The sequence below is a fragment of the Neolewinella antarctica genome, assembly GCF_011927835.1.
Classification (GTDB): domain Bacteria; phylum Bacteroidota; class Bacteroidia; order Chitinophagales; family Saprospiraceae; genus Neolewinella; species Neolewinella antarctica.
The window spans coordinates 153,025-176,590 of the sequence record NZ_JAATJH010000007.1; the positions used below are offsets into that span (position 1 = coordinate 153,025).

General features: G+C 49.3%; 19 protein-coding genes. 8 read left to right on the forward strand and 11 right to left on the reverse strand.

Going from position 1 to position 23,566, the window contains the following annotated elements; all coding sequences use genetic code 11:
* The first annotated feature begins 269 nt into the window (after positions 1 to 269).
* The gene (locus GGR27_RS17235) at positions 270 to 623 is read left to right on the forward strand and encodes a hypothetical protein (RefSeq protein ID WP_168039642.1); all 354 of its coding nucleotides are present in this window, start codon (positions 270 to 272) and stop codon (positions 621 to 623) included.
* Between the two features lie 204 nt (positions 624 to 827).
* Here GGR27_RS17235 and GGR27_RS17240 read toward each other — a convergent pair whose 3' ends face one another.
* From GGR27_RS17240 to argE, 5 genes are all read right to left on the reverse strand, one after another.
* Positions 828 to 3,008, reverse strand: coding sequence for a hypothetical protein (locus tag GGR27_RS17240; protein WP_168039644.1), 2,181 nt, complete (start codon positions 3,006 to 3,008; stop codon positions 828 to 830).
* A 151-nt stretch (positions 3,009 to 3,159) separates the two neighbouring features.
* On the reverse strand, positions 3,160 to 4,680 hold the full coding sequence (locus tag GGR27_RS17245) for a hypothetical protein (RefSeq protein WP_168039646.1): 1,521 nt from the start codon (positions 4,678 to 4,680) through the stop codon (positions 3,160 to 3,162).
* Positions 4,673 to 5,116: a hypothetical protein gene (locus GGR27_RS17250; RefSeq protein WP_168039648.1), complete on the reverse strand. Its 444-nt coding sequence runs from the start codon at positions 5,114 to 5,116 to the stop codon at positions 4,673 to 4,675. Before GGR27_RS17250 ends, GGR27_RS17245 begins: the two co-directional genes overlap by 8 nt.
* 891 nt (positions 5,117 to 6,007) lie before the next feature.
* Complete coding sequence (locus GGR27_RS17255; RefSeq protein WP_168039650.1) at positions 6,008 to 6,958, reverse strand: hypothetical protein; 951 nt, start codon at positions 6,956 to 6,958, stop codon at positions 6,008 to 6,010.
* An 86-nt stretch (positions 6,959 to 7,044) separates the two neighbouring features.
* Positions 7,045 to 8,199: an acetylornithine deacetylase gene (gene argE, locus GGR27_RS17260; RefSeq protein WP_168039652.1), complete on the reverse strand. Its 1,155-nt coding sequence runs from the start codon at positions 8,197 to 8,199 to the stop codon at positions 7,045 to 7,047.
* Positions 8,200 to 8,655: 456 nt separating this feature from the next.
* On the opposite strand from argE, the gene GGR27_RS17265 reads away from it, so the two are divergent.
* From GGR27_RS17265 to GGR27_RS17275, 3 genes are read left to right on the forward strand one after another with little or no spacing between them, the layout of a single operon-like run.
* Positions 8,656 to 9,117, forward strand: a complete 462-nt coding sequence (locus GGR27_RS17265; RefSeq protein WP_168039654.1) for an ATP-dependent zinc protease family protein — start codon at positions 8,656 to 8,658, stop codon at positions 9,115 to 9,117.
* Positions 9,114 to 9,986: a 30S ribosomal protein S6--L-glutamate ligase gene (rimK, locus tag GGR27_RS17270; RefSeq protein ID WP_168039656.1), complete on the forward strand. Its 873-nt coding sequence runs from the start codon at positions 9,114 to 9,116 to the stop codon at positions 9,984 to 9,986. The genes GGR27_RS17265 and rimK overlap by 4 nt, the downstream gene beginning before the upstream one ends.
* On the forward strand, positions 9,979 to 10,932 hold the full coding sequence (locus GGR27_RS17275) for a succinylglutamate desuccinylase/aspartoacylase family protein (protein WP_168039657.1): 954 nt from the start codon (positions 9,979 to 9,981) through the stop codon (positions 10,930 to 10,932). Before rimK ends, GGR27_RS17275 begins: the two co-directional genes overlap by 8 nt.
* Positions 10,933 to 11,088: 156 nt before the next feature.
* Here the strand turns inward: GGR27_RS17275 and GGR27_RS17280 are convergent, their stop codons facing one another.
* The 3 genes from GGR27_RS17280 to GGR27_RS17290 are packed head-to-tail and all read right to left on the reverse strand — an operon-like array spanning position 11,089 to position 13,889.
* The gene (locus GGR27_RS17280) at positions 11,089 to 12,357 is read right to left on the reverse strand and encodes a 1-acyl-sn-glycerol-3-phosphate acyltransferase (protein ID WP_168039658.1); all 1,269 of its coding nucleotides are present in this window, start codon (positions 12,355 to 12,357) and stop codon (positions 11,089 to 11,091) included.
* A gap of 33 nt (positions 12,358 to 12,390) precedes the next feature.
* A complete protein-coding gene (locus tag GGR27_RS17285; protein WP_168039659.1) occupies positions 12,391 to 13,539 on the reverse strand; it encodes an anhydro-N-acetylmuramic acid kinase in 1,149 nt (382 codons plus the stop codon).
* On the reverse strand, positions 13,539 to 13,889 hold the full coding sequence (locus GGR27_RS17290) for a c-type cytochrome (protein WP_168039660.1): 351 nt from the start codon (positions 13,887 to 13,889) through the stop codon (positions 13,539 to 13,541). The genes GGR27_RS17285 and GGR27_RS17290 overlap by 1 nt, the downstream gene beginning before the upstream one ends.
* Before the next feature lie 402 nt (positions 13,890 to 14,291).
* Here GGR27_RS17290 and GGR27_RS17295 point away from each other — a divergent pair, with 402 nt between their 5' ends.
* Entirely contained in the window at positions 14,292 to 14,939 is a 648-nt protein-coding gene (locus tag GGR27_RS17295) for a 50S ribosomal protein L25 (protein ID WP_168039661.1), read from the forward strand.
* 400 nt (positions 14,940 to 15,339) lie between these two features.
* Here the strand turns inward: GGR27_RS17295 and GGR27_RS17300 are convergent, their stop codons facing one another.
* The 3 genes from GGR27_RS17300 to fabG form a co-directional block, all read right to left on the reverse strand.
* Positions 15,340 to 16,953, reverse strand: coding sequence for a cellulose synthase family protein (locus tag GGR27_RS17300; protein ID WP_168039662.1), 1,614 nt, complete (start codon positions 16,951 to 16,953; stop codon positions 15,340 to 15,342).
* Between the two features lie 2 nt (positions 16,954 to 16,955).
* A complete protein-coding gene (locus tag GGR27_RS17305; protein ID WP_168039663.1) occupies positions 16,956 to 17,660 on the reverse strand; it encodes a glycosyltransferase family 2 protein in 705 nt (234 codons plus the stop codon).
* A 215-nt stretch (positions 17,661 to 17,875) separates the two neighbouring features.
* A complete protein-coding gene (gene fabG, locus GGR27_RS17310; protein ID WP_168039664.1) occupies positions 17,876 to 18,607 on the reverse strand; it encodes a 3-oxoacyl-[acyl-carrier-protein] reductase in 732 nt (243 codons plus the stop codon).
* 302 nt (positions 18,608 to 18,909) lie between these two features.
* Here fabG and GGR27_RS17315 point away from each other — a divergent pair, with 302 nt between their 5' ends.
* The 3 genes from GGR27_RS17315 (at position 18,910) to GGR27_RS17325 (ending at position 23,517) form a co-directional block, all read left to right on the forward strand.
* The gene (locus tag GGR27_RS17315; protein ID WP_168039666.1) at positions 18,910 to 20,559 is read left to right on the forward strand and encodes a GMC family oxidoreductase; all 1,650 of its coding nucleotides are present in this window, start codon (positions 18,910 to 18,912) and stop codon (positions 20,557 to 20,559) included.
* 188 nt (positions 20,560 to 20,747) lie between these two features.
* On the forward strand, positions 20,748 to 21,329 hold the full coding sequence (locus GGR27_RS17320; protein ID WP_168039668.1) for a hypothetical protein: 582 nt from the start codon (positions 20,748 to 20,750) through the stop codon (positions 21,327 to 21,329).
* Positions 21,330 to 21,549: 220 nt separating this feature from the next.
* Positions 21,550 to 23,517 carry a sodium:solute symporter family transporter gene (locus GGR27_RS17325; RefSeq protein ID WP_168039670.1) on the forward strand — a complete coding sequence of 656 codons (1,968 nt, stop codon included), beginning with the start codon at positions 21,550 to 21,552 and terminating at the stop codon, positions 23,515 to 23,517.
* The last annotated feature ends 49 nt before the right edge of the window (positions 23,518 to 23,566 follow it).

Genomic DNA, 23,566 nt, shown 5'->3' on the forward strand with positions numbered 1-23,566 from the left:
AATTTAGTCAGTGTATGGACTAAATTTAGCTAAATACGGTCAGTTGGCTGGTTAAATTGAAAATTAGTGATTGCGACGCTGATTGCCCCATATAGCAACAGCATAGTCTCTTCAAGCTCAGGAACAGAGAAAAGATGCCGTCGTTTGATCGTCTTTACCTGTCTGTCATCCCACTGGCGCATTAGTATGACTTCCATCTTTGTGTAGTTTACGGCATCAGTGACCGCGGGTAGCATTTCGGAGGCAAGTGCTCTTGCCAAATAGGGTACGTGTCGCTGGGACTTAACTTGATGGGTGTGGACCCATGGGCGACACTAGCCTTTTACAACCAGCAGCGCGCGCTCAAAGCGGCCGTAGCAGCACGGATCGCAAGAAAGACCAAACACCGAAAATATACTTACCGGATGAACCGCAACGTGACGGCCGGTATCCTGCAACAGTTCCGCTATCACATTTATCTGGACGGGCCGAGCAACTGGCGTGCCAAGATCCGTATGCTGCTCGAACTTTGTAGTAGTTACCCGGAGCCCTACCGCCCCCGTGTCGGGCGGAAGCGAACGCGCAAAATTATGCGGGCCCAACATCGCCGTACCCACGACCGCCGTAAGCAGCAGCGCAGCTAAAAAAATCATCGGAAAGCCAGGTAGTGGCCCACATAAGCTAACGTCACATTAGCAGTTTTACGATACCTGCGGGCCAGTGCTATGTTCGTACGGCATTGGAACTTCGACAAGTGAGCTGGTAATCAGGAAAACAGTGGCTTGGGGGGGCAATCAGAAAGGACTTTAGGCTTAGCTTAATGGTTGTGCTGTTGTGTTGGGCTAATTTTATTTCACATATACATTTTTACCTACTAAATCTCTTTGATGCAAAGAACTAGCAAATATTATTAAATCTGCCCTCCCCATATGGGTATAAAATAAATACTCAGGCACGACTTTACTTACCGCATTTTTAATCATCTTATTATCAGTAGTGTACAAAAATTTGAATAGCCGCTTTCTTAGATCAATAGTTGATAGCTGTGACAACCACTCGGTGTGTAAATTATCAATACTTCCCTTTGCTCCATTATTAGAATGTAGCATTTCTGCAACTATTGACTCAATATAAGTTTTCCTTCCGATATCCGCTATAAATTCTAGCCAATTGACATAGGCACCATCATGTACTGATGCCTGTAAGCGGATAAGCATATTTATGTAAGTTATTGAGCCCAGATTAATATCTATCGGTAGAAATGTACTTGTGACAGATTTTGAACCTGCTTGAAAGAATCCCTGTGCAATAGAATCAATTAAACCGAAATTTGGAGCTGTGCCACATGCAGATAAAAAAACTATAGGAGCAGAAATATTATGTTTAACGATATCTTCATTAGTCAAATTTTCCTTACCTATTGATAAATAAGTTGAAAAATTATCGTCCCCTATTCCTCCGTGACAATCAAAAACTAAAAGAGTAGGATTGATTTCGTTAACAGAATTAACAAGTTCTTTGATCGAATTAGGAGAACATGTATTTAAACCTGTTTTATTAGCAATTTTATCTACTTCATTTTGCCACACTTTAAATTTGTCTTCAGTACTCCCATAAACCACCAAAATATTATTATAATCCAAATTATCTGGAGTCAAAAATAGTTGCTCAAACTGACTATTGTATTGAGACACCAAACTTGACAATGGACTCTCAGGTATCCGACATACGTCGTGTGAAAAGCTTAGAATAGTCTCCCTACATATCATCCACTCAATTGGTAAATCTGATACAGCAGTTATCTGGCCTTTCCAATTATCTATGCGGTTACTTACCTTATTTGTAATCCTATCTCGACCAATTTTTTTGCCAATTTTAGTAATTGTTTTATTTAATCTTCTTCTGTTCTTATCATTCGAAAGTCTTCCAAAGACACTGGGCCTAACGAACCCCAGTTCTCTATTAATTGATTGACCAATTATTGGTAACCTAATAGCTGCTGAAAAGCTTACAGCCGAATGAAGGTATATAGCGAAATCGGTAAACACTATTCTTTCTTGAATCATTCTAGCACTATTGATACCCAGATCTGATAGATCTTGAATGTCTTCTTTATTATCAGGTATAGCTAAATGCGTTATGTAGCGCTCGTCTTGCTCTGCCTGCAAAAATCGAGTAAATTGTCGATCAGATACACCAAATTTTTTATGAATCGCTACTTTTATTCTCTTCATTTGCTCCTTTACCACAGGACTATGATATGGATAAGCTAGAACTAAACTTGGGATGGTATCCTTATTTGATGGATCATCAATACCGGAATTATGTACTATTTCAGATCTTATTTTATGATATTCTTGTAATTTTTGAATTATTAAATCTTCTCGACTAATTTCATTACTACCTGTAAGTACATCGCGAGAAATTTTTACAGCATCTTCATATGATACTGTTTCATGATCGTTTGTCCAATAATTTAATGTTGCCTGATTACACACGGAAAATAATGCTCTAACGGGCCCAAATGCAACAAAGCTATTTTTAGCCTCGTTCAATTTTGGTTTGATAATGTCTTTACCAATTAACTTATCAACAAAATCATACGGTGATTTTACAACAACAAAATTCTTGACTTCGATATCTATTTTTGATTCTTCATTTGTGCTATTGTATAAATATAAATAAGTATTTCCATTTTCGTTATCATTCTTCTTGATAGAATCAAGTGTTTCTTTGGAACAAACATCAGCTAATATTACAATAATTTTATATGCGTCATGATTTCTTATTTCTGCAAATTGGTTTTGAAAGCTCTTGTAGTTAAGAAATACTACTTCATGAATAGAATTAAGCTTTGATAGCTGCTCCTTATTATAATTATCTATATCTTCAAACTGGCGCAAGTTCTTAGGAGACAATCGTATGAAATTAAGTGGTTGGAACCGGCTCAAATCATCTGGAACTTGCCAGTAGTTTACTTCAGGATTTTTGTAAGTAATCGATATGTATAATATATTTTGAGTATCCATCTGTTTTTTTGTTTTGCCAAACGTGCGCGGCCACGCAGCCCGCGCTTTTCAAAAACAATGATACGAAGAAATCAACACTACCCTACCCAAAAACTCTAATCGAAGCCAAAGACATCATGCGCGGGTTGACGTGATCGCTGTGTTGGTGGCATTATATTTTTGTTTTCTCTACTAAGTAATCGTATAACTCTGTGTAATTATTTTTATCCCCACCAATTATTGAAAGAGCTATTTGGTAATAATACATTGATATACGATCGTTCTTAACTTCATTAAAAAAGAAATCTGCAACTTCTACGATAAATCGTGTGATATTTACTTGTAGTTCTCTCGCCTTTTCAATCGCCATGTCAATATTGAATCTCACATTTTTTAAAATATCTGATTTATCTAATTCCGCTTCAAATCCTTTAACTTGTTCCTCAAACGAACATCTAAATTTATCACATACATATTTTATTTTCCATGCCAATAAATCTTTTAGGCGATATAGTTTTATTAACAACAAGGCCCGGTTTGCATAAGACACTTCTATATTAATCTGATTATCATCGCCTTCTTTAAGTCGAATCAACTCATTTGTATGGTTTATAGATTTTTCTAGGTATTCCACAGGTTCTAGATAATTTAGGTTTATAAATCCTTGATCGTCACTAAGTTTGTCTTGACCGCAATTTATAAATGGGTGGATTGTTGAATAACACAATACATGAAACTTGAACTGATATATTTTTTGATATAAAGCAGATAAATTGTACTCTTTAGTCTTGGCTCGTAAGGTTATTTCAAAGTCTTCCGAATACTTACTCACAAGAGTATCAAGATCAGAAATACTATTTAAAATTTTTGTTTCAGTTTCTGAGTCAATCATCATGTTACCTTGAATTAATGCATTAATGTAGGTGTGCATAAAATGAATTTTTAATCTACCATATCTATTGGAATCTTTGTCAGCAAGTTTGTCTAGTACTTTTAAGCAACCTTCTTTTGCCTCATCGTACTTTCCCATAGAAATCAAAACGCTTCCCATGGTAGCCATAAGTTCCAAAGAAATCTCATTCTCGTTAAGAACCCCTACAGTATTTATTACCTTACTAGTCAAATCAATCCTACGCAAATTACCTAATGCGATAGTGATTGCAGAATTTACATATTCATCTGAATAATTCGTCTTTAATGCTTCGTAAATTTTTTCAAAAGCTCCAAGAAACTTTCTTTCAATTCTTAATACTTCGCCTTCTAAAAATAGCTTAAACGATAAACTCTTACTATCCAAATTCTTGTTCTGAAAAATATTAGTAATTGTATTTCTTGCAATTTCAAATTCTTTTGCATCCAAATATTTGTAAAACACCTTTAAACTTTCTATATCCTCATTAGAAATATTCTCAATAGAGATACTATTAATAAGAGATTCATTTAGCTCAACTTCAATAGCTTTCCATATATCATGGTTAGACACACCACTTTTATGTAACTGTATTATGCTTTTTCCGTATAATTTTTGAATGATACTTTTGACATGAGGAACAGTTTTCATTTTCTCTAGCGATCCTAGTTCCATTAACTGGACTATTTCAGCAAAAGACAATCCATACGTTATATTTTGGCTCCCTTCTGAGTAGAATACATCACCATCGTTTTCAAATTTATTATCTTGACTATCATTCATCTTTGTTCATATTTATATCTGCATCGCCTTCAACATAGTTTGTTGTTCCTTTATTGTTAAACACATTCTTCCTTGAGGAAAAAAGGTTAATTCTCTTTGGGAAATTAAAATCGTTTCTCTCGAAGAAATCTAACGCTAAACAAATTATAATTACTGAACTTAAACCTATATAAAACATAGGATCATCTTCAAACAGAGAGAATTTAGCGTTTAGGCCGTCTGGACTTTCATACAAAAATTCAAACGATTTCCCTATAGCAAAATACGAAATTGCTATTGAAGCTAACCTGTAATATCTATTGGTGGAGTCAAAATAGTTTAGCAGAACGAACACTATAACTGAGAACGCAAGTGACACTAAAAAATTACTTATATAAAAGTAAAATATACAACCTGCAACAATCGAAATGATTCCATAAATAATATTTTTACTCATAATTTTATTTTTATTGCCACCAACGTTCGCAGCAACGCAGGCCGTCTTCTCAGGTCGATCTCAATATACATCAACCTGCAGCAAGGTGGGCAGACCATAAGCGAACATTCACAAAACCGCGGCCGACGCAGGAGGACGGGGAGTTTTGGAAATTGAGAGCGTTGGACCGACCACCGGACCAGCTCTTTTCTTCAACTTTCTACGTTAGAGCGAAACCACGTAAAAAGTTGAAACAAAGAATATTATCTTAAAACCTCCGGGGCGGCTTGTCGCTTGCTTGTACGTTTACATTTAGTGTCGGATACATTTGTTTTTGAATCATCTCGAGAACTCTCGAATGAGATGAATTAAACATTAAATAGATGATGGGTTTGTTAATCCCATAATATAAATTACGCTAGTTCCTAAGTAGAACATATATTCGGTTCAAGCACATTATCAGTGTAAGAAAGAATAAAGAAATTAGGAAAATATTAGATAGGTTTAGCAAGGTGTTTACTTTAAACGAAAAGTAATCTAAGGTGGACACTGTCAATGATTGAAATATAAGAAGTATAATAATGAATAGTCCAATTATGATTGTAAAAGATATATTTGCATGAATTTCTTTTGCGTACTTTTCTTTGATACTTCCAATTACTAAATTCTTTTTAGTCAATGCTCCATTGACAATTGCTAACATATTAAATAAAAATGCCGAAAATATAGCGAGTGCTTTTAATAAGTCGCCAACTAAGATATTCAGATTTAAATCAAACAGATAAAACACATACGCTATCAATATTGGCAGTAGAAAAAAAATGATAAAATCTGATTTTGATCTTTTTCCAGTCTTGAAATTGCGAAGTGTGTCTAAATGTCCTGTAAATATCGGTGATACATCAATTTTACTCATAAATTACCATTTATTCCAAATATGTCTTGAAGTGTGGATTTGGCCAATAAAGCAAGTTGATGGACAGTAATCTCTTCTCCAAATTTTTCCCTATATTCTTGAGTTACATCAACATCAGGCTGGGTTTTACCCTCTCTCACTACATGGAACTTCTTTGACTTACCGTTATATTCTAATTGAAACTGTATGTCTTCATATTGGTCGCTAATACCATCTACTTCGTATTGGTCTGAATACCTTCCCCTGCTTTTATAAATCCTTCTCAAATATCTTTTCCACGAATCCGGTAATTTACTATCTGTACTAATTGTTGTTTTTAATTTGCCAGGTGACTCTGACATATTTTCTCCATTGGTGATGTATTCTTTTATGTCTGAAGGTATATATTTCTTGATTAGGTCAACTCTCATCAATTCACCTAACTGAATCATTCTATCAAACACTTGCTCTGATATTAAATTATACAAATTTATTGTGTGTCTATTAAATCCCTCGGATTTCATATACTTTTTCAAAGACTTTTCTAGTGCTACCTTAGCTCCGAAGTTCCCCTTCCTTTGCAAGACTAAAAAACCTGTCTGTTTCTGTAAAGGAATATGAAAGAAGAAAAAGATGTCTTTGAATGCTCCATCACCAGACGTTACATCAGCTACTTTAGTATCATTCTCCAAATTTCTAATTGTATAGGTGTCACCACTCACTCCACTTGAGAGGTAGCCATAACAGCATCTATCCTCTTCTGAAGTATGAATGATTTGGTCAATTCTAAGGTGAAATTTTTTGATGCCCCTAAAATCTTCTGTCTTTAAATCACCATTAAATATCTCTACCAAAAACTTTTCAATAAAGGTCAGTAAATCTTTATTTCCATCAAATGAGCTTAAGTTCTCAGGGTTACCCATTTGAGATATCTTAATTGAGAATGTCGCAAATACTAATTTCTCCATAATTGTTAGATCAAATGATGTTCCTAAGCTAAAAGTAACTATTTTATATTTTGTTGCGCAGAGCATCTCGGTATACGCAACTCACCCTAAACGCCTAAACGCTGGGCTAAACGACCCAGCAAAGCCATACACCCCCCCAACTGCCCCACCCCGACAAACTCATTAGCCCGGTGCGCCTGCGCAATATCCCCCGGCCCACAAATCACCGAAGGAAAGCCCTGACGCGAAAACTGCCCGGCCTCGGCGGCGTAAGAAACCGTATCCGTTTCCGAAATTCCCGTCAGTTCCTTGATCAGTTCGACGATCGGCGCATCCTCCGGCGTATCGAGTGGGGGGACGGGCGGGTGCAGCGCCACGTGCGTCACGTCGAAACCCGAAAACGTTTTTCGTTTCAGGTCGATCCGTTCGGCGCAGTAGGCTTGGAAGTCGTTGATGATCCCGTCCGCGTCGTCCAGCGGGATGTTGCGGAATTCCCAGTCGAACGAGCATTCGTTGGCGATGATGTTGAAGGCGCTGCCCCCGCTGATCTTGCCGGTATGGATGCTGGTGTGGTTGGGGTGGAAGCGGTCGTCGAGCCGGCCGGCGGCGATCAGGGCGTCCATCTTGTCTTCCAGCCAGACGATCAGCCGCGCGGCTTCCTGCACGGCGTCCACTTCGTCCTTGATCCGGCTGGAATGCCCCTGGCTGCCGTGCACGGTGGTGGTGTAGACCATGATACCCTTCTGGCCGACGATGGGCCGCAACATAGTCGGTTCTCCGATGATGGCGCCGGCTGGTTTTTCCGGGTAGAAGTCGCGGATGGCCGCTGCCGTGAGGTCGCCCGAGCGGCAGCCGATCTCTTCGTCGAAACTGAAGGCGAAGTAGACGGGTTTGGCCAGGTTCGCCTGCTGGAAGTGGGGCACGGAAGCCAGGCAGCAGGCGATGAATCCCTTCATGTCGCAACTCCCGCGGCCGTAAAGTTTGTCGCCTTTTTGGGTGAGCACGAACGGGTCCGTCTCCCACGGTTGCCCCACGGTCGGCACCACGTCGGTGTGGCCGCTCAGGATAATGCCGCCGTCCGCCGCCGGGCCGATGCGGCAGTGCAGGGCGGCTTTCGTCTTCTCCTCGTTGTAGACGCGGTGGCTTTCGACGCCCAGGTCGCTCAGGAACTTCTCGATCCAGTCGATGATTTCCAGATTAGGTTCGCCACCGAGGACGTTGAAAGCGACTAATTTTCTCAAAATTTCTTGTGGATCGTTCATAGGTCGGTAAGGTACGCACCCCGATTTTTTACGCCACTTTCACCCGGTTATTTTCTCGGTTGGTTTCATTCTTTAGCTTTACTGCTGCCTTCGGTGGTGGGCGCGGTCGCGGGTGCCGGGAAAGTTAGGAAAAGCAACGTTTTTGCCCGCAAACTAGAAAGCCCCCCGGACGCTCGGAGGACTCCCGCCGCTACGCTACGGGAGACGCTCCGAGATCCTATAAATACTCGCCCTGATTTTAGGATCTCGGAGCGTCGATTTCAGGTAGGCCGCGCAGCAACATACCTGAAATGGTCCTCCGAGCGTCCGGATGTACCCTGAAATTGACGCCCACCACCCCCGCTCCCCAAAAAAACCCAGCACCCGCGCCAGCGCCCCAGCCCCCCAAAATTATAATCCAACCCAACCACCCAAATAACAACTACCTTACCCCGCCCCAACCACCCCCACCAAAAAGTGACCGAAAAAACTACCATAGGCAGAACCGACAAAGCCGATTTTCCGGAACTAGACCTCCAGGACATCGACCTAAAAATCGACACCGGCGCCTACACCTCGGCGATTCACTGTAAGGACATCGAGACCAAAGAGCAGGACGGCAAAACGGTGCTTACTTTTAAACTCCTCGACGATTCCCACAGCCAGTACGACGGAAAAGAATTCGCGACGGAACACTTTAAGGAGAAGAGTATTAAGAGCTCGAACGGCAGCTCGGAGGAGCGATACGTGGTGCAAACCGATATCCGTTTGTTCGGCGTAACGTACCCTATTCAACTTTCCCTGAGCGACCGGGGGGAGATGCGTTTTCCCATCCTGATCGGCAGACGTTTCCTGAAGGGGAAATTTATCGTCGACGCCGCCAGACGTAACTTAAGCCACAAGAAAAAACTAGCTACCGCTAAAAAACAAGCAAAATGAAGATTGTAATCTTATCCCGCCAGCCCAGCCTCTACTCCACGCGCAGACTCGTAGAAGCCGGCGAGAAAATGGGCCACGAAATGATGGTCGTCGACCACCTGAAGTGTAACATCGAACTGGAAAAGAAGAAGCCCCGGCTTTATTACAAAGGTGAATACCTCACCGGCGTCGACGCAGTAATTCCACGCATTGGAGCGTCCGTAACCTTTTACGGAACGGCCGTCGTGCGTCAGTTCGAGATGATGAAGATCTTTACCGCCGTGGAATCTCAGGCGCTGATTCGCTCGCGTGATAAGCTCAGAAGCCTCCAGCTGCTTTCTCGTGCGGGCGTAGGCATGCCGAAAACGATCTTCAGTAATTTTGCTAAGGACGTTGACCACATCGTCGATTCCGTAGGCGGGGCCCCGGTCGTGCTGAAGTTGCTGGAAGGAACCCAGGGTTTGGGCGTCATTCTGGCGGAGTCGCAAAACGCGGCGGGTTCGGTCATGGAAGCTTTTAACGGTTTGGAAGCGCGGATCATCGTTCAAGAATTTATCAAAGAAGCCGGAGGTGCGGACATTCGGGCTTTTGTCGTGGACGGCGTAGTAGTCGGTGCGATGAAGCGTCAGGGTAAGGAAGGCGAATTCCGTTCAAACCTACACCGCGGCGGAAGTGCCAACATTATCGAACTCTCCGAAGAGGAAGAAAATACGGCACTCGTGGCCGCAAAGGCAATGGGCCTCGGTGTTGCCGGTGTCGATATGTTGCAGTCCAATAGCGGACCGCTAGTGCTGGAAGTGAACTCTTCACCAGGACTGGAGGGCATCGAAAAAGCTACGGGCAAAGACATCGCTAAGAAGATCATCCGTTACGTCGAGCGGAATGTATAGAGAAACGATCTCGTTTCTTGGAACGGACATCCAACGGGGGGAGAGCAAAGTTCTCGAGTTCGACGTGGCGAAACTGCACACCCGCAACAGCATCAAAGTACCCATCTTCGTCGAGCGCGCAGAGCAGGACGGGCCGGTGTTGTTGTTGCTGGGCGGCGTTCACGGCGATGAGATCAACGGGGTGGAAATCGTGCGACGAATCATCCGGAATAAGATCAATAAGCCCCGCCGGGGGACCATCGTCTGTATTCCCGTCTTCAATATTTTCGGCTTTTTGAATCTGTCGCGCAAGTTCCCCGACGGGCGGGATCTGAACCGCGTCTTCCCGGGTTCGGCAAAGGGCTCCCTGGCGAGTCAGTTTGCGTACCAGTTTAAAAAGGAGATCGCGCCTTTCGTGGATTACGTGATTGATTTCCATTCGGGCGGCGGTAACCGGGTCAACGTAGCGCAAACCCGTTGCGTGCTGGAGGATACGGTAACCATTGAGTTGGCTAAAGCCTTCAGCGCGCCCTTCATCGTCCAGTCGAAGACCATCCCTAATTCCTTACGGGAGGCCTTTAGCAAACTTGGCAAAACCTCCCTGCTGTTCGAAGGGGGTAAATCCATGCTGTACGACGAGGAAGCGATTCAGTACGGTGTACAGGGCGCGAAAAACGTGATCCGTTATTTAGACATGAAGCGTTTCAAGGCCGTACCTCAGGAGGCATCCATCATTATCAAGAAGTCGAAGTGGTTGCGGGCTTCCCACTCCGGTATGTTTCATGTGCGCGTTAAGAACGGTGCCTGGGTGACCAAGAAGACTGTGATCGGACTCATCACCGACCCTTTCGGTGACTTTGAGCGCAAGGTGTACGCCCCCTCGGACTGCTACGTTTTCTGCATCAATATCTCCCCAATCGTCAATCGGGGGGATGCGCTGTTTCACGTTAGTTTGGAGGTGGAGTAAGTTGGGGCTTCCGATCACGGAACAAGTGCTGTGGGAGGGGAACACAAAAGACACAAAAAGAAAAAGGAAAGCACATAAAGTGTGAGTACAGTACTCGCTGTTAATTCTTCTTTGTGTCTTTTGTCCCTTCCGTGATTTGTGTGTTGAAATTCATCGCTACGATCTGTAATCGAACCCAGCCAACATCTCCGCCCGCAGACTCCTTAGGCGGTCATCGTCCTTGCTGCTCCCCGAAAACCGACCCGCCCAAAACGCCCGGTACGTCACCCAGTACTTCAGCGCGAACAAGCCCGCCACCGGTAAACTCAGCAAGTAGAGCCAGCCCCAGGCCTCCGGAAAAGCCCAGTTGAAAAGTAGTAGTTGAATCACGTAAGTGATTGGCATGATGAACCAACTCGCCAAACACTGCACGGTCGCCTTGTAGCCCCGGTCGATGCCGAGCTTGTTCCAGAGTAAGTTGATGAGGAAAAGCCAGAGTGCGTGGTTAAGCAGGCCGTACAGGAAAAAAGGAAGCCCCAGGATTGTCCCCGCGTGCAGTTTCCGCTCCGGATGGTCGCTGAATTCAATGTCCAATTGCCCCGTTTCTTTGAGTAAACCACTATAAGTCAAGACGGATGATCGCAGCGCTTCCCGGTCGTCCGCCGGCATCGCGCGTAGAGATTTGAGAATTTTCTTGGTCCGGTAGTGGTGTTTGCTAACGGTAAGTGGCGCGTCGTTTTGGATGGCCCTTTCGACGGGGCGGAGGAGATGCTCTTCGTCCTTGTCTTTCGTCTGGATCAACAGGTCTTGCATCCGCTTCGTGAGCAAGGACGTCAGGGCGCTCATCGCACGGACGGGGCTTTTCTCGTACTGCTCCCGAAACTGAAGCAGGTCGATCGGCTCGCCGAAGCGCACGAAAGCGCGGCTAAAACAGGTGGTGGGGCTCTCATAATTGCAGCAGACCGGCTGCATGGAAACGCCTAGTTCCCAGTTGTTCCGGTTTTCCGCTTCGAGGGCCATACCGGCCGCGCCACCCTTGAGGCGACGAAGTTTCCGCTCGAGCTCAGAGAAACCTTCCGGGGCGATGTACACGATCTTGCCCGTTTCGAGGCTGGCGAAGGTGCGGTTGAAAACTTCATCCTTGCCGCCCGTCTTTGCGCCGGCTTCCTTGTCTTTGGCCCGCGCCACGGGAATACAGAACGGGTCGATCAGAAAGGCAGTCACGGGGCTAAGCCACAGGCCGGCGTTGGCCAGGAAGTAAGTTTGGTAGTCGAGGTGAATGCCCGCGATCAGTGGGTCGATGAGCGTATTCGGGTGGTTGCCGCAGAGTAGGGTGGGGCCGGGGTGGTTGGCGTATTCGCGGCCTTCTACTTCCAGGCCGGGGTAAAACACACGGATCATCCACCGGCTCATGAAGTGGAAAAGCTGAAAGACTAATTTAGACATGGCGGCTGGAAAAGTAAAAAAGTAAACACACGCTCAAAGGCCGGGTAAATATACCGCGCCGTTGACGGTATCGCGGCTCGCGCCCGTGGCGGAGGAAAGTGCATTGGGTAAACCTTCTACGCGTAACACGGCGCAGAGCGCGATCATGGCCGCTTCCTTGAAGTTCGCAAGTTGCTTTTCCGGGACGATGAATTCCAGCTCCGGCACCACACCGTTGAGTTGATTGATTAAAAAGTCATTGTTAGCACCGCCGCCGGTTACCAAAACCTTGCTTCTTACTTGTTCGCTCGCGACGCGCCAGCTAGTCCCGTACTTAGTCGGGGCGACCGCGCCCACTTCCAATAAATCTGTCACTATTTTTCGCGCCAACCATACCGTAAAAGTGCGTAAACGATCACCGGCTGCAATTGAGTCATTCCGCAAAACGGGCCAAAGCTGCTCGCGAACCCAGGCATTATCCAGCGATTTGGGGTAAGGCATATGGTGGAATGGCAATGCCTCCAGACGATCCGCTAAGTCCGAATTGAACTGACCCGCAGCCGCCAAGCGTCCACCGTCATCGTAAGGAAAGCCCAGCAAGCCCGCCAGCCGATCGATGACCTGACAGCATCCGCTGATGTCGCCGGCGAGGTAATTATCCGCGGAAGTGCGAACGCTCAGATTGGCGATCCCCCCGAGATTAAGAAAAGTCGAGTACTGCGGAAAAAGATACTTATCCGCCACCGGCGCAATTGGTGCGCCCTGGCCGCCCGCCGCTACGTCCGCGCCCCGGAATTCCGTGACGGTTTTGAGTTTAACGACCGCCGCCAGTGCCGCGCCGTCACCAATTTGAGTAGTGGAATGGGCGTCCGGATCATGAAAAATGGTATGGCCGTGACTCCCGACGAGCGTTGGGGAAAGTGTGGGATGCGCGGATAAGAAAACCGCCGCGCGATGACCGATCCAACGACCAAAATCAGTGTGCAACCGCCAAAGTTCCCGACCAGAAAGATCGGGGGCGGATTCCAGACGCGCGCGCCAATGCAGGGAATAAGGGTCGGTTTCAGCCGCAAGGATCGACCATTCACTAATACTAGTTTCCGCGTCTTTATCGATGAGCAAGCGACACACGGCAAGATCGAGCCCGTCCAGCGAACTACCGGACATGATGCCGAGAACTACGTATTCGCGCGCCGCAACCATTAGTCTTCGCGCAGGTCCATCGTGAATTGCGCCATGGCCTTTACCTCGTCTTCGTCCAAGATTTCGCCGAAGGCCGTCATCACGCCGTTCTCGCTACCGTTCTTGATGATGTTGACGCGGTAATCCATGTCCTTATCACTCAGTTTCAGGTTAGCCGCACCGTTCGTGCCCATCGTGCCGTCGATGCCGTGGCAGGCGATACAGCGGACTTTCCAGATCTTTTTGACGTTGATCTCCTTGGCTTCTACCTTATTGGCGCTGGCGAGGGGGGCTTCGCTCGGGGCGTCTTCGCCGCCGCCACATGCCACGATGATGAAAGCTAGGAAGAGGAGAGTGATTAATTGCTTCATGATTTTTTAGTTGGAGGTTAACATGCGGCTAATTGCGCGGGTGCCAAATATCACGGGAGTGTCAAACGGCACATATACATAAGGTCATAACTGGTGCGTCTGTTGACTTTTATCTACGATCATCCGGTTATCTGGATTTATTCTAGGGAGCAAAGGGCGCGGTCGCGGGTGCCATGATTAAGTACGGGACAAGCTGGCGCATCGCAAGCAAGCCGGGTAAGAAAAAATGTGGGCGGGGTAGTGCGTATAAGGAAAACACGTATCTTTGCGGGCCGTTAGCGCTTCTGCGTGGTCACTCCTTTGTTTTTTGGGGGACTGAACGTGAGGGTCCTAAACCTGGTCCCGAAGCAAAATCCCCACAAACTCTAGAGCGTAGCGGCGCTCCAATAAAGTTTTACCACTATGGAAACCATTCAAGTAAGCGGCGAAGTCCGCACCGACGTCGGCCGGAAAGCCGCCAAAGCCGTCCGCCGCGAAGGCCTCGCCCCCGCCGTTCTCTACGGTGCCGGAGAGCCCGTTCACTTCACCGTCAAGCCGCTCGATCTGCGCCCCCTCATCTACTCTCCCGACTTCAAGTTGGCCGAGTTGACCGTCAACGGCGTCACCACCAAGGCGATCGTTAAGGATTACCAATTTCACCCCGTGAGCGACGAGTTGATGCACGTCGATTTTCTCGCGCTGGAAGATGAGCGTACCGTGCAGGTGCAAGTGCCCGTCCGTTTCGAGGGTTCTAGCCCCGGTGTGCGTAACGGTGGTAAGCTCCAGGTTTCCGTCCGTCGCGTTAAGATCAAGACGACTCCGGAGAAGTTGATCGACCACGTCATGCTCGACATCAGCAAGCTTACCCTCGGTAGCGCGATCCGCGTTCGCGACATCAAGGTCAGCGAGGGCGTCGAAATTATGAACGCCCCCGGTCAACCGATCGCGTCCGTCGAAGTACCGCGTGCCCTTCGTTCCGCCACTACGGCCGAAGAGAAGGCACTTGAGGAAGCCAGTGAAGGCGAAGGCGCCGAAGGTGATGAGGCTGCTGCTGATACCGCCGCTGAGTAAGCAAGATGGCTTAGGCCGATTAAGTAAGATACAAAACCGTCCATCTGAGCTTTGCTCGGGTGGGCGGTTTTTTTTGCGGTAGGGTGGTAGTCGGTAGGCGGATGTTATCGCTGTTGGGGGCAGGAGGCTAAAATCTAGTATGATCGATTCAGTGAGCTACTGCGCGTATTAAAGGCGGGAAACAGCAGCCCTGAGAGATTTCCAACGGATGTTAAGCAGATTTTCTCGCCACAAAAGCACGAAAAAGCGGCGCTCGGCTACTCTGGGTTGCCACTCGCTCAATTTTAGGCGCCTTGTGTGCTTGTGGTGGCATAATTCGGTTGCGTAAGCTCACTTGCGGCGGATACAAAGCTGGTGCATCAATATCTCTCGGTCTTTCCACCCGTGGCCCCGGAGCCGGTCACCGCACCAAGCTCAAATGCTTAACGCTAAAATAGAAAATAGCGCCGTACCCCAGCGCTAGCAAGCCGTGAAAAACCACGAAAGTCGTATTATGCAAATAAAAGGCCCCGGCTACGGCAAAGCAGAAATACAGGCACAAAAACCCTTCCCCCACCGTAATTAAATTCAGCTTACCGCTCAGGTACTTTTTGCTACCGATCTTATCACGGATCGTGTTGATGTTGAACTTTGGCGTGCGGACGAACGGGCTTTTCTTGCCCCGGTAGCCCTGCAAAACGGCGACGGTATTGTGCAACGACAGCCCCATACTCAGCGCAAGAAACAGGGGGAATAAGACTAAAAATTTTAGCGTCGAGCGTAAGAAACTTGTGTCCTTATTAGCAATCGTCCGCACGTTAGCCGTGAAGTAGATACCGATCACGGAAAGCAAGCCGATGAGGAAGACGGCGAAGAAGTTTTTACTGAACCCAATCTCCACTAACTCGCCGAAAAGGAACAAGACCGGTACGCTAAACACGCCACACAGAAACACGAATAAAAAGATCGTACTACCCAGTAAATGCGCCGTCGAATGCACCTTGTGCCAAAACCCCATGTCCGAACGCCACACGCTCGGCAGCATCTTTTTGGCCGTCTCCGCGCCACCCTTCATCCACCGGTGTTGCTGGCTTTTGAAGCTGTTCATCTCCACGGGCAACTCGGCCGGGCTACCGACGGCTTCGAGGAAGTGGATTTTGTAACCGGCTAGTTGGGTGCGGATACTCAAGTCGAGGTCTTCAGTGAGCGTATCGGGCTGCCAGCCGCCGCCGGCCGCGATGGCTTCGGTACGCCAGACGCCGGCCGTGCCGTTGAATTGAAGTAAGTGGCCACCGTTCATCCGCCCGACTTGCTCGACGGTGAAATGGACGTTTAGCTGGAGGGCCTGTAGGCGCGTGATGATGGAATAATCTTCGTTAAGGTGTTCCCAGCGGGTTTGGACGACGCCTACTTTTGGGTCCGCGAAGTGGGGAATGGTGCGCTGTAAAAAATCTTTATCGGGAACAAAGTCGGCATCGAAAATAGCCACGAATTCACCCCGGGCCAGGGGCATCGCGTCGCGGAGCGCACCGGCTTTGAAACCCTGTCGTTCCTTACGGATGATCTGCTCGATGTTGAAACCGAGTGCTTTGTACGTCCGTACTTTTTCGGCGACAATTTCCACCGTCTCGTCCGTGCTGTCGTCCAGGATGTGGATTTCGAAGCGGTCTTTAGGGTAGTTGAACTTGGCTACGGTATCGATCAGTCGGTCGATGACGTAAAGTTCATTAAAGACGGGAAGCTGAACGGTTACAAAGGGGTAATATGGTTGGTCTTGCGCGGTCGCTGGTGCAAGGAGACGGGGAAAGAGCAGAGATGATTGGCTTCCGTCCACAAGGGCGAGTTGTGCTTGCTTTCCGGCGGGTTGGTCATCTTCTTCCCGCCGGGGCATATTCCGAAAAGACACGGGATGGTCCGTCGGATTAATACTCTGCTTATAGTGGTACAGCAAGTTAAACTGCAGGACGCAGTACACCGTGATGTACAACAGGGAGATCGTGTAGACCGCAAGAACGAAAATGGCTAAGCCGGTCATGGTCAGATGAGTTTGAAGATCGTCCACAAGATTTTGTGGCCGGCCAGAATGGTTCCCTTCAGGGTGCCCGATATTTTAGACTCCCCGATCCGCTTTCGGTAACGCACCGGGACTTCCACGCAATTCATCCCCGCCTTGGCGGCCTTGACTTGCATCTCGACGGTCCAGCCAAAATCAGGGTCTTCCATCCGTAACTCCAACAGTGCAGAGTATTTGACGGCACGGAAAGGCCCTAAGTCCGTAAAGTGATTCCCGTAAAATAGTTTGATCAGCGTCGTCGCCAACCAGTTGCCGAAGATCTGCTGGGGTTGCATACTTCCCGGTTCTAGATCACCGAGGGCGCGGGAACCGATGACGAGGTCCGCGCCGTTGTTGATGATCGGCGCGACGAGTTCGGGTAGTTGCTCCGGGTAATCACTGTGGTCACCGTCCACGAAAACAACGACGTCCGGCCATTCCGCTACCGGGCGGGCGGCGATATGGGCCATCCCCTTCAGGCAGGCGGAACCGTAACCGGCCCTGCTTTCGTGTACTACCACGGCACCCGCGGCCGCGCCCATCTCCGCTGTCCTGTCCTGGCTATTATTATCGCAGACGATGATGTCGCGTACCAAGGCCCGGGGCAACTCATTTACTACTAGCGCAATGCTGCGCTCCTCGTTGTAGGCGGGGATGATGACGTCGATGATGGGGGCGGCGGCGGGCAAATCGGTTGAAATCTAGCAAGCTGTCCGGCTTGGACGCTCGTGTCGGTGAACGCTAACGGGCCTGGCAAAGATATTAGGGGCTAAGGCCTAACGTGTCTTCTACGGACATTCCCCAGGGTTGAGGGCATCCTGCCCGATCCCGATAGCTATCGGGAAACGGCGGTAGCTTCTAGGCTCGCTACCGCACGAGCGTTCGGGCAGGATGCCCTCAACCTTTACATGCCTCCGTCAACGCCAATCACTTGCCCATTCACGTAAGAACTCATATCCGAACCGAGGAAAACGCAAACTTTGGCAATTTCTTCCGCCTCCCCAAACCGCTTCAACGGCACGGCTTCCAAATACTTCTTCTGCACATCCTCCGAAAGCTCATCCGTCATTTCCGTAGAAATGAAGCCTGGCGCGATCACGTTGCAGCGAATATTACGAGAGCCCATCTCCTTGGCCAGTGACTTACTGAAGCCGATAATGCCCGCCTTCGAAGCCGCATAATTCGCCTGTCCCGCTTGCCCGATTACACCGACAATGCTGGACATATTGATGACCGAGCCACCACCCGCTTTCATGAGGGGACGCAGCGCGTGCTTCGTGAGGTTAAAGATCGACTTGAGGTTGTTGTCCATCACCGTATCCCACTGCTCTTCGTTCATGCGGAGTAAAAGCGTGTCGCGCGTCACGCCGGCGTTGTTGATGAGGATATTGATGTTGCCGAAATCCGCCGTGACGTTTTTGATCAATTCAGCCGCCGCGTCGAAGCTACTGGCGTCGCTCTGGTAAGCTCTGACGTTCTCGCCGAGTTCAGTGACCAAGGCCTCCGCCGGGCCGGCGGAACTACGGTAAGTAAAGGCCACTTTCGCGCCTTCCTTGGCGAACGTGCGGACGAGCGCGGCACCGATGCCGCGGGAGCCGCCGGTGATGAGGGCGATCTTGTTATCTAGTAATCCCATGGGTGTTTTGTTTGTGGGGCGAAGATAGGAAACGGGGGTTGGGGAGGTGGTTAGCGAATTTTCGCTAGATTTGTTGGGTGTGGGTATATGTAGCCCTCTCCCCCGGCCCCTCCCCAGGGGGGAGGGGTGAAACACTTCTCGGCAAGAGGTTGCATGGTAGACGGATCTGTTGATTTGACTGATTCCTTTAAAGTATCAGTCAATCTTTCCTACGCAGTCAAATCACCCTCTTCATCGACAGAGAATCGTCCCTCCCCCCTGGGGAGGGATAAGAGGGAGAGGGCTACCCAACAGCCAGCCAAATGAAAAAACAATACGACCACATAATAATCGGCGCCGGCTCAGCAGGCTGCGTACTCGCCAACCGACTCTCGGCCGACCCGGGAAACGAAGTGCTGCTGGTGGAAGCCGGCGGCCCCGCCACGAACTGGAAAATCACCACGCCCGGTGCCTACATGAAACTCCACCGCTCCAAATTTGACTGGGGTTACTGGTCGGAGCCGCAGGAACACCTACTGAACCGGAAAATCTACCTGCCCCGGGGCAAAGTCCTCGGCGGCAGTAGCTCCACTAACGCTATGGCTTACGTGCGCGGCAACCGGGCGGATTACGACGACTGGGCGGCGCTGGGCAATGAAGGTTGGTCCTATGAGGACGTACTTCCCCACTTCATGGCGGTGGAAGACAACGAGGACCTTGCCAACGACTATCACGGCCAGGGCGGCGAACTTCACGTCTCCTACCCTAACCGCTTTCGGACGCCTTTTTCCACGGCGTTCATCGACGCCTGCGTCGAGCGAGGATTCAAACGCAACGACGATACGAACGGCGCGGAACAGGCCGGCGCGGGGCTGTTTCAGTTCACGATTCGCGACGGGAAGCGGGAGAGTGGCTACACGGCTTTTCTCAAGCCAGTGATGCAGCGGCCGAACTTGACTGTTTTGACGAACACGCACACCACGGAGGTGATTATTGAAAAAGATCGGGCGGTTGGAATTAGGGCGCGGTCGTCCCGACTAAGTACGGGACTAGCTAGCGCGTCGCGGGTGGGGGAAGATGACGTGTTCAAGGCCCGGAAAGAGGTGATTCTTTCGGCGGGAGCGTTTGCCAGTCCGCAGTTACTGATGCTTTCCGGAGTAGGGGAGCGGGGTGAATTGGAAAGGTTAGGGATCGAGTGTAAAGTCGATCTACCGGGGGTCGGCAAGAATTTACAGGATCACCTCTTCGTCCCCGTCGGTTGCACCTCCAAGCAGTTGATGGGCCAAAATTCCAACGGCTCCCTCCTCGGGCAAATCAAGTCTTTCGCTCGGTACCACCTCCAAAAGACAGGCTTTCTCAACATCGGCCCCCTTGAAGCAGTCGCCTACGGTTCTTCCTCCCTCAGTCCCGACCGAGTAGACTACCAGTTCCAATTCTCCTCCTTCCACATGGGCGACGGCTACGAAACCGATTTTCACGATTACCGGACCTTTCCCCAGAACGAAGACGGCTACAGTATCCTACCGTCCTTGCTCCGGCCAAAAAGTAGGGGCCACCTCTCCATCGCCTCCATAGACCCCCTGGCCGCCCCGGTCATCCAACCCAACTTCTTCAGCCACGAAGACGACCGCCGGGTGATGATCGATGCCGTCCGTAAGGCCGCCGAAGTACTGGAAGCCCCGGCCTTCGATGCCTACCGCGCCCGGCTCCTTTCCCCAGAACTTCGCACCAGCGAGAGCGCCGCCTGGGCACACGTCCAGCAACAAGTAGAAACGATCTATCACCCCGTCGGCACCTGCAAAATGGGCCACGATGAAATGGCCGTCGTCGACGATCGCCTGCGCGTCCGCGGCGTCGAAAATCTTCGTGTCATCGACGCCTCGGTTATGCCGACGATCGTTTCGGGGAATACGAATGCGCCGGTTTATATGATTGCGGAGGTAGGGAGTAGGCTTTTAGGCGGTAGGCGTTAGAAAGAGAGGCGGTAGGCGGTAGGCGGTAGGCGGTAGGCAGTAGTGCCGTACCTACCGCCTACCGCATAATCTTTTTCCTACCAGCCTACCGCCTAATCTTTCTTCCTACCGCCTATTTAAAAATCACCCAAAACAAAACCCCACCCCAAAATCTTCTAACCCCAAGAAACTAACCCCCCTCCCCCCGATTGCACGACATAGAACCCCACTTCAACTGGCGGGAACGCTACCGCGCCGAAGACGACAGCGAAAGCCCTTTTCACGGCCGCGTCTACTCTGAATTTGGCTTCACCAACCGCGTTTACAACTACCTGCTCCACCCGCAATGGGACGAGTTCGGCGCGGAGACTTTGTACATGAAGGTCCTCTTCGTTGATTACGACGAGCATTACGCCATCATCGAGATGATCGGCGAATGGAACGACGCCGTGCACAACGACTCCATGCACCTCAAGCGCGAAGTCGTGGACCAACTCCTCGCCAGCGGATTGACGAAGTTCATCATCATTATGGAAGGCGTCCTCAATTACCACGGCTCCGACACGGACTACTATGAGGAATGGTACGAAGAAGTCAGTGACGCTGACGGCTGGATCGTTTTCGTGAACCTTCACCCCCAGGTCCTCGACGAGATGAACGACACCGGGTTGGACAATTACGCCCACTTCGGCCACCACCTCAATGACATCAACTGGCGGCCGCAGAAGCCAAGTAAGGTGTACGAAGCTATTGAAGGGGTTATTCAGACGGAACAGCGCAGACTTTATTAAACGCCACGCTTTTAGGTTGCCGCGCGTAATACTGTGCCACCTTTCAAGCGTGGGGTAACGCCTCTAACGTGCAGTAGCCTAAAAGCACAGCATCTAACAGCCGAAAGTATCTAAAGAGCCGCGAGCGACCTAAAAGCGCGCAGCGCATCTAAAATTCTCTATATTGGCGACTGTTTTGAAAATCCCCTGGCGGTAATTCGCCACGCACACACCCATTAGCATGCAGACATTAGAAGGAATTGACCTCATCATCTTTGGCGTATACATCGTCTCGGTGATACTTTTTGGTGTGTGGATTGCGAACCGGGAAAAGTCGACGACGGCGTCGGATTACTTTCTCGCCAGCCGCAGTCTTCCCTGGTGGGCGGTCGGGGGCTCGCTCATTGCTTCCAATATATCCGCCGAGCAGATTATCGGCATGAACGGCTCGGGTTTCGAGCTCGGCCTGGCCATCGCGACTTACGAACTGATGGCGGCCATCACGCTGATTCTCGTCGCTAAATTTTTGCTGCCGGTTTTCCTGAAAAAGGAGATTTATACTATGCCGCAGTTCCTCGAAGAACGCTACGACGGCACGGTAAGGACGATCATGTCCGTCTTCTGGATCATCCTTTTCGTATTCGTCAATATTTCCACGGTCCTCTACCTGGGTGCGTTGGCCATCGAGCAATTGTTGGGTGTATCCTTATACATTGGCATCGCCGGTTTAGTGATCTATTCGGCCTGTTTCTCCATTTTCGGTGGCCTGAAAGCCGTTGTCTGGACGGACGTCGTGCAGGTGATCGTGCTCATGCTCGGTGGTACGCTGGCGGCCGTGGGCATTCTCAGTTACGTTGGTGACGGTAGCGTCTTCACGGGCATCGGCCTATTAATGGATACCGTTCCGGACCACTTCGAAATGCTCTTCGAACCCGACGACACGTACATCGACATTGCCGCGGCCAACGAGTTGGCTACCGGCTTCGACCCCGACGGTAAGGCAACCGAACTCGTGGCGGGCGACGAAATCAAGTCTTCTTTTCAACTCTTACCCGGCTTCGCCATGCTGTTCGGTGGCATGTGGATCGTCAACACTTACTACTGGGGAAACAACCAGTACATCATTCAGCGTGCGCTGGCGGCTAAGAGTCTTGGCGAGGCGCAAAAAGGTATCGCCTTCGCGGCCTTCATGAAGCTGTTCATTCCCTTCTTCGCCGTCCTACCTGGCATCGCTGCTTTTTACTTGCTCAACGTTAAGGGCGAAACGGTCGATATCATCAAGGCGGACCAGGCTTTTCCCTGGGTACTCGGCAACCACGTTGGCGTCGGTTTCAAGGGTCTGACATTCGCGGCGCTGGTGGCGGCAATCGGTTCGTCGATCAGCTCCATGGTTAACTCGGCTTCGACGATCTTCACGATCGATATCTATAATAAATTCATCAACCCAACTGCATCAGAAAAGCGGCAGGTAACGATCGGTCAGATCTCCGCTGGTGCCTCGCTGATCATCGGTGCTTTCATCGCGCCGATCTGGCTGAACGCCGGTCAGGCGTTTCAGATTATCCAGGAATACACTGGCTTCATCAGCCCGGGCGTACTGACGGTGTTCATTTTCGGTATGTTCTATCGCCGGGGCACTTCCAAAGCGGCCCTGGCGGTTGTTTTGCTGTCCGTGCCCATGTCGATGGCCTTCAAATTTCTCATGCCCGAATTGCCCTTCCTCGACCGGATGGCGCTGCTCTTCCTCATTTCTTCGGCGCTGATGATCGTCATCTCCAGCATGACGAGTAAGACGGCGGCGGGCACGGACCGTGCTTCAACACTGGACGATGTACCCATCCTCACGAGCAACACCGGCGTGGCCTCCCAATCACTCGTCAGTGACATGACGCTTCGCATTGCCCTGGCCCTGGCCGTTATCGCGATTGGCGTAGCTACGGCGATTCGCCTGCTGGTTCAGCCCGTCCCCGGCGTGCCGGACTGGGCGGTTTACCTCTTCGCCATCCTTTCCGTGGTGGTGCTGGTACTACTCTTCACGGACAAGCAAAAGGCGGATTACAAAGCTATCGACCTGGAGAAATCTATGTTCCGTACGCGGACTGGGTTTAACGTTGCGGCCGTTGCGGTGCTGTTGGTGCTGGCGGCTATTTATGGGTTTTTGGCCACACTACTAGACATTTTGAAAATGACAGGGAAAACAGTAAATTGAAGTTAACTACAACTATCAATTATGTCAACCCTGCCACTCCGTAAATTTA

Excerpts from the sequence above, each read along its gene's own strand:
- GGR27_RS17240 (WP_168039644.1), bottom strand. The coding sequence starts at position 3,008 with ATGGATACTCAAAATATATTATACATATCGATTACTTACAAAAATCCT.
- GGR27_RS17245 (WP_168039646.1), bottom strand. The coding sequence starts at position 4,680 with ATGAATGATAGTCAAGATAATAAATTTGAAAACGATGGTGATGTATTC.
- GGR27_RS17250 (WP_168039648.1), bottom strand. The coding sequence starts at position 5,116 with ATGAGTAAAAATATTATTTATGGAATCATTTCGATTGTTGCAGGTTGT.
- GGR27_RS17255 (WP_168039650.1), bottom strand. The coding sequence starts at position 6,958 with ATGGAGAAATTAGTATTTGCGACATTCTCAATTAAGATATCTCAAATG.
- argE (WP_168039652.1), bottom strand. The coding sequence starts at position 8,199 with ATGAACGATCCACAAGAAATTTTGAGAAAATTAGTCGCTTTCAACGTC.
- rimK (WP_168039656.1), top strand. The coding sequence starts at position 9,114 with ATGAAGATTGTAATCTTATCCCGCCAGCCCAGCCTCTACTCCACGCGC.
- GGR27_RS17275 (WP_168039657.1), top strand. The coding sequence starts at position 9,979 with ATGTATAGAGAAACGATCTCGTTTCTTGGAACGGACATCCAACGGGGG.
- GGR27_RS17280 (WP_168039658.1), bottom strand. The coding sequence starts at position 12,357 with ATGTCTAAATTAGTCTTTCAGCTTTTCCACTTCATGAGCCGGTGGATG.
- GGR27_RS17285 (WP_168039659.1), bottom strand. The coding sequence starts at position 13,539 with ATGGTTGCGGCGCGCGAATACGTAGTTCTCGGCATCATGTCCGGTAGT.
- GGR27_RS17290 (WP_168039660.1), bottom strand. The coding sequence starts at position 13,889 with ATGAAGCAATTAATCACTCTCCTCTTCCTAGCTTTCATCATCGTGGCA.
- GGR27_RS17295 (WP_168039661.1), top strand. The coding sequence starts at position 14,292 with ATGGAAACCATTCAAGTAAGCGGCGAAGTCCGCACCGACGTCGGCCGG.
- GGR27_RS17300 (WP_168039662.1), bottom strand. The coding sequence starts at position 16,953 with ATGACCGGCTTAGCCATTTTCGTTCTTGCGGTCTACACGATCTCCCTG.
- fabG (WP_168039664.1), bottom strand. The coding sequence starts at position 18,607 with ATGGGATTACTAGATAACAAGATCGCCCTCATCACCGGCGGCTCCCGC.
- GGR27_RS17315 (WP_168039666.1), top strand. The coding sequence starts at position 18,910 with ATGAAAAAACAATACGACCACATAATAATCGGCGCCGGCTCAGCAGGC.
- GGR27_RS17325 (WP_168039670.1), top strand. The coding sequence starts at position 21,550 with ATGCAGACATTAGAAGGAATTGACCTCATCATCTTTGGCGTATACATC.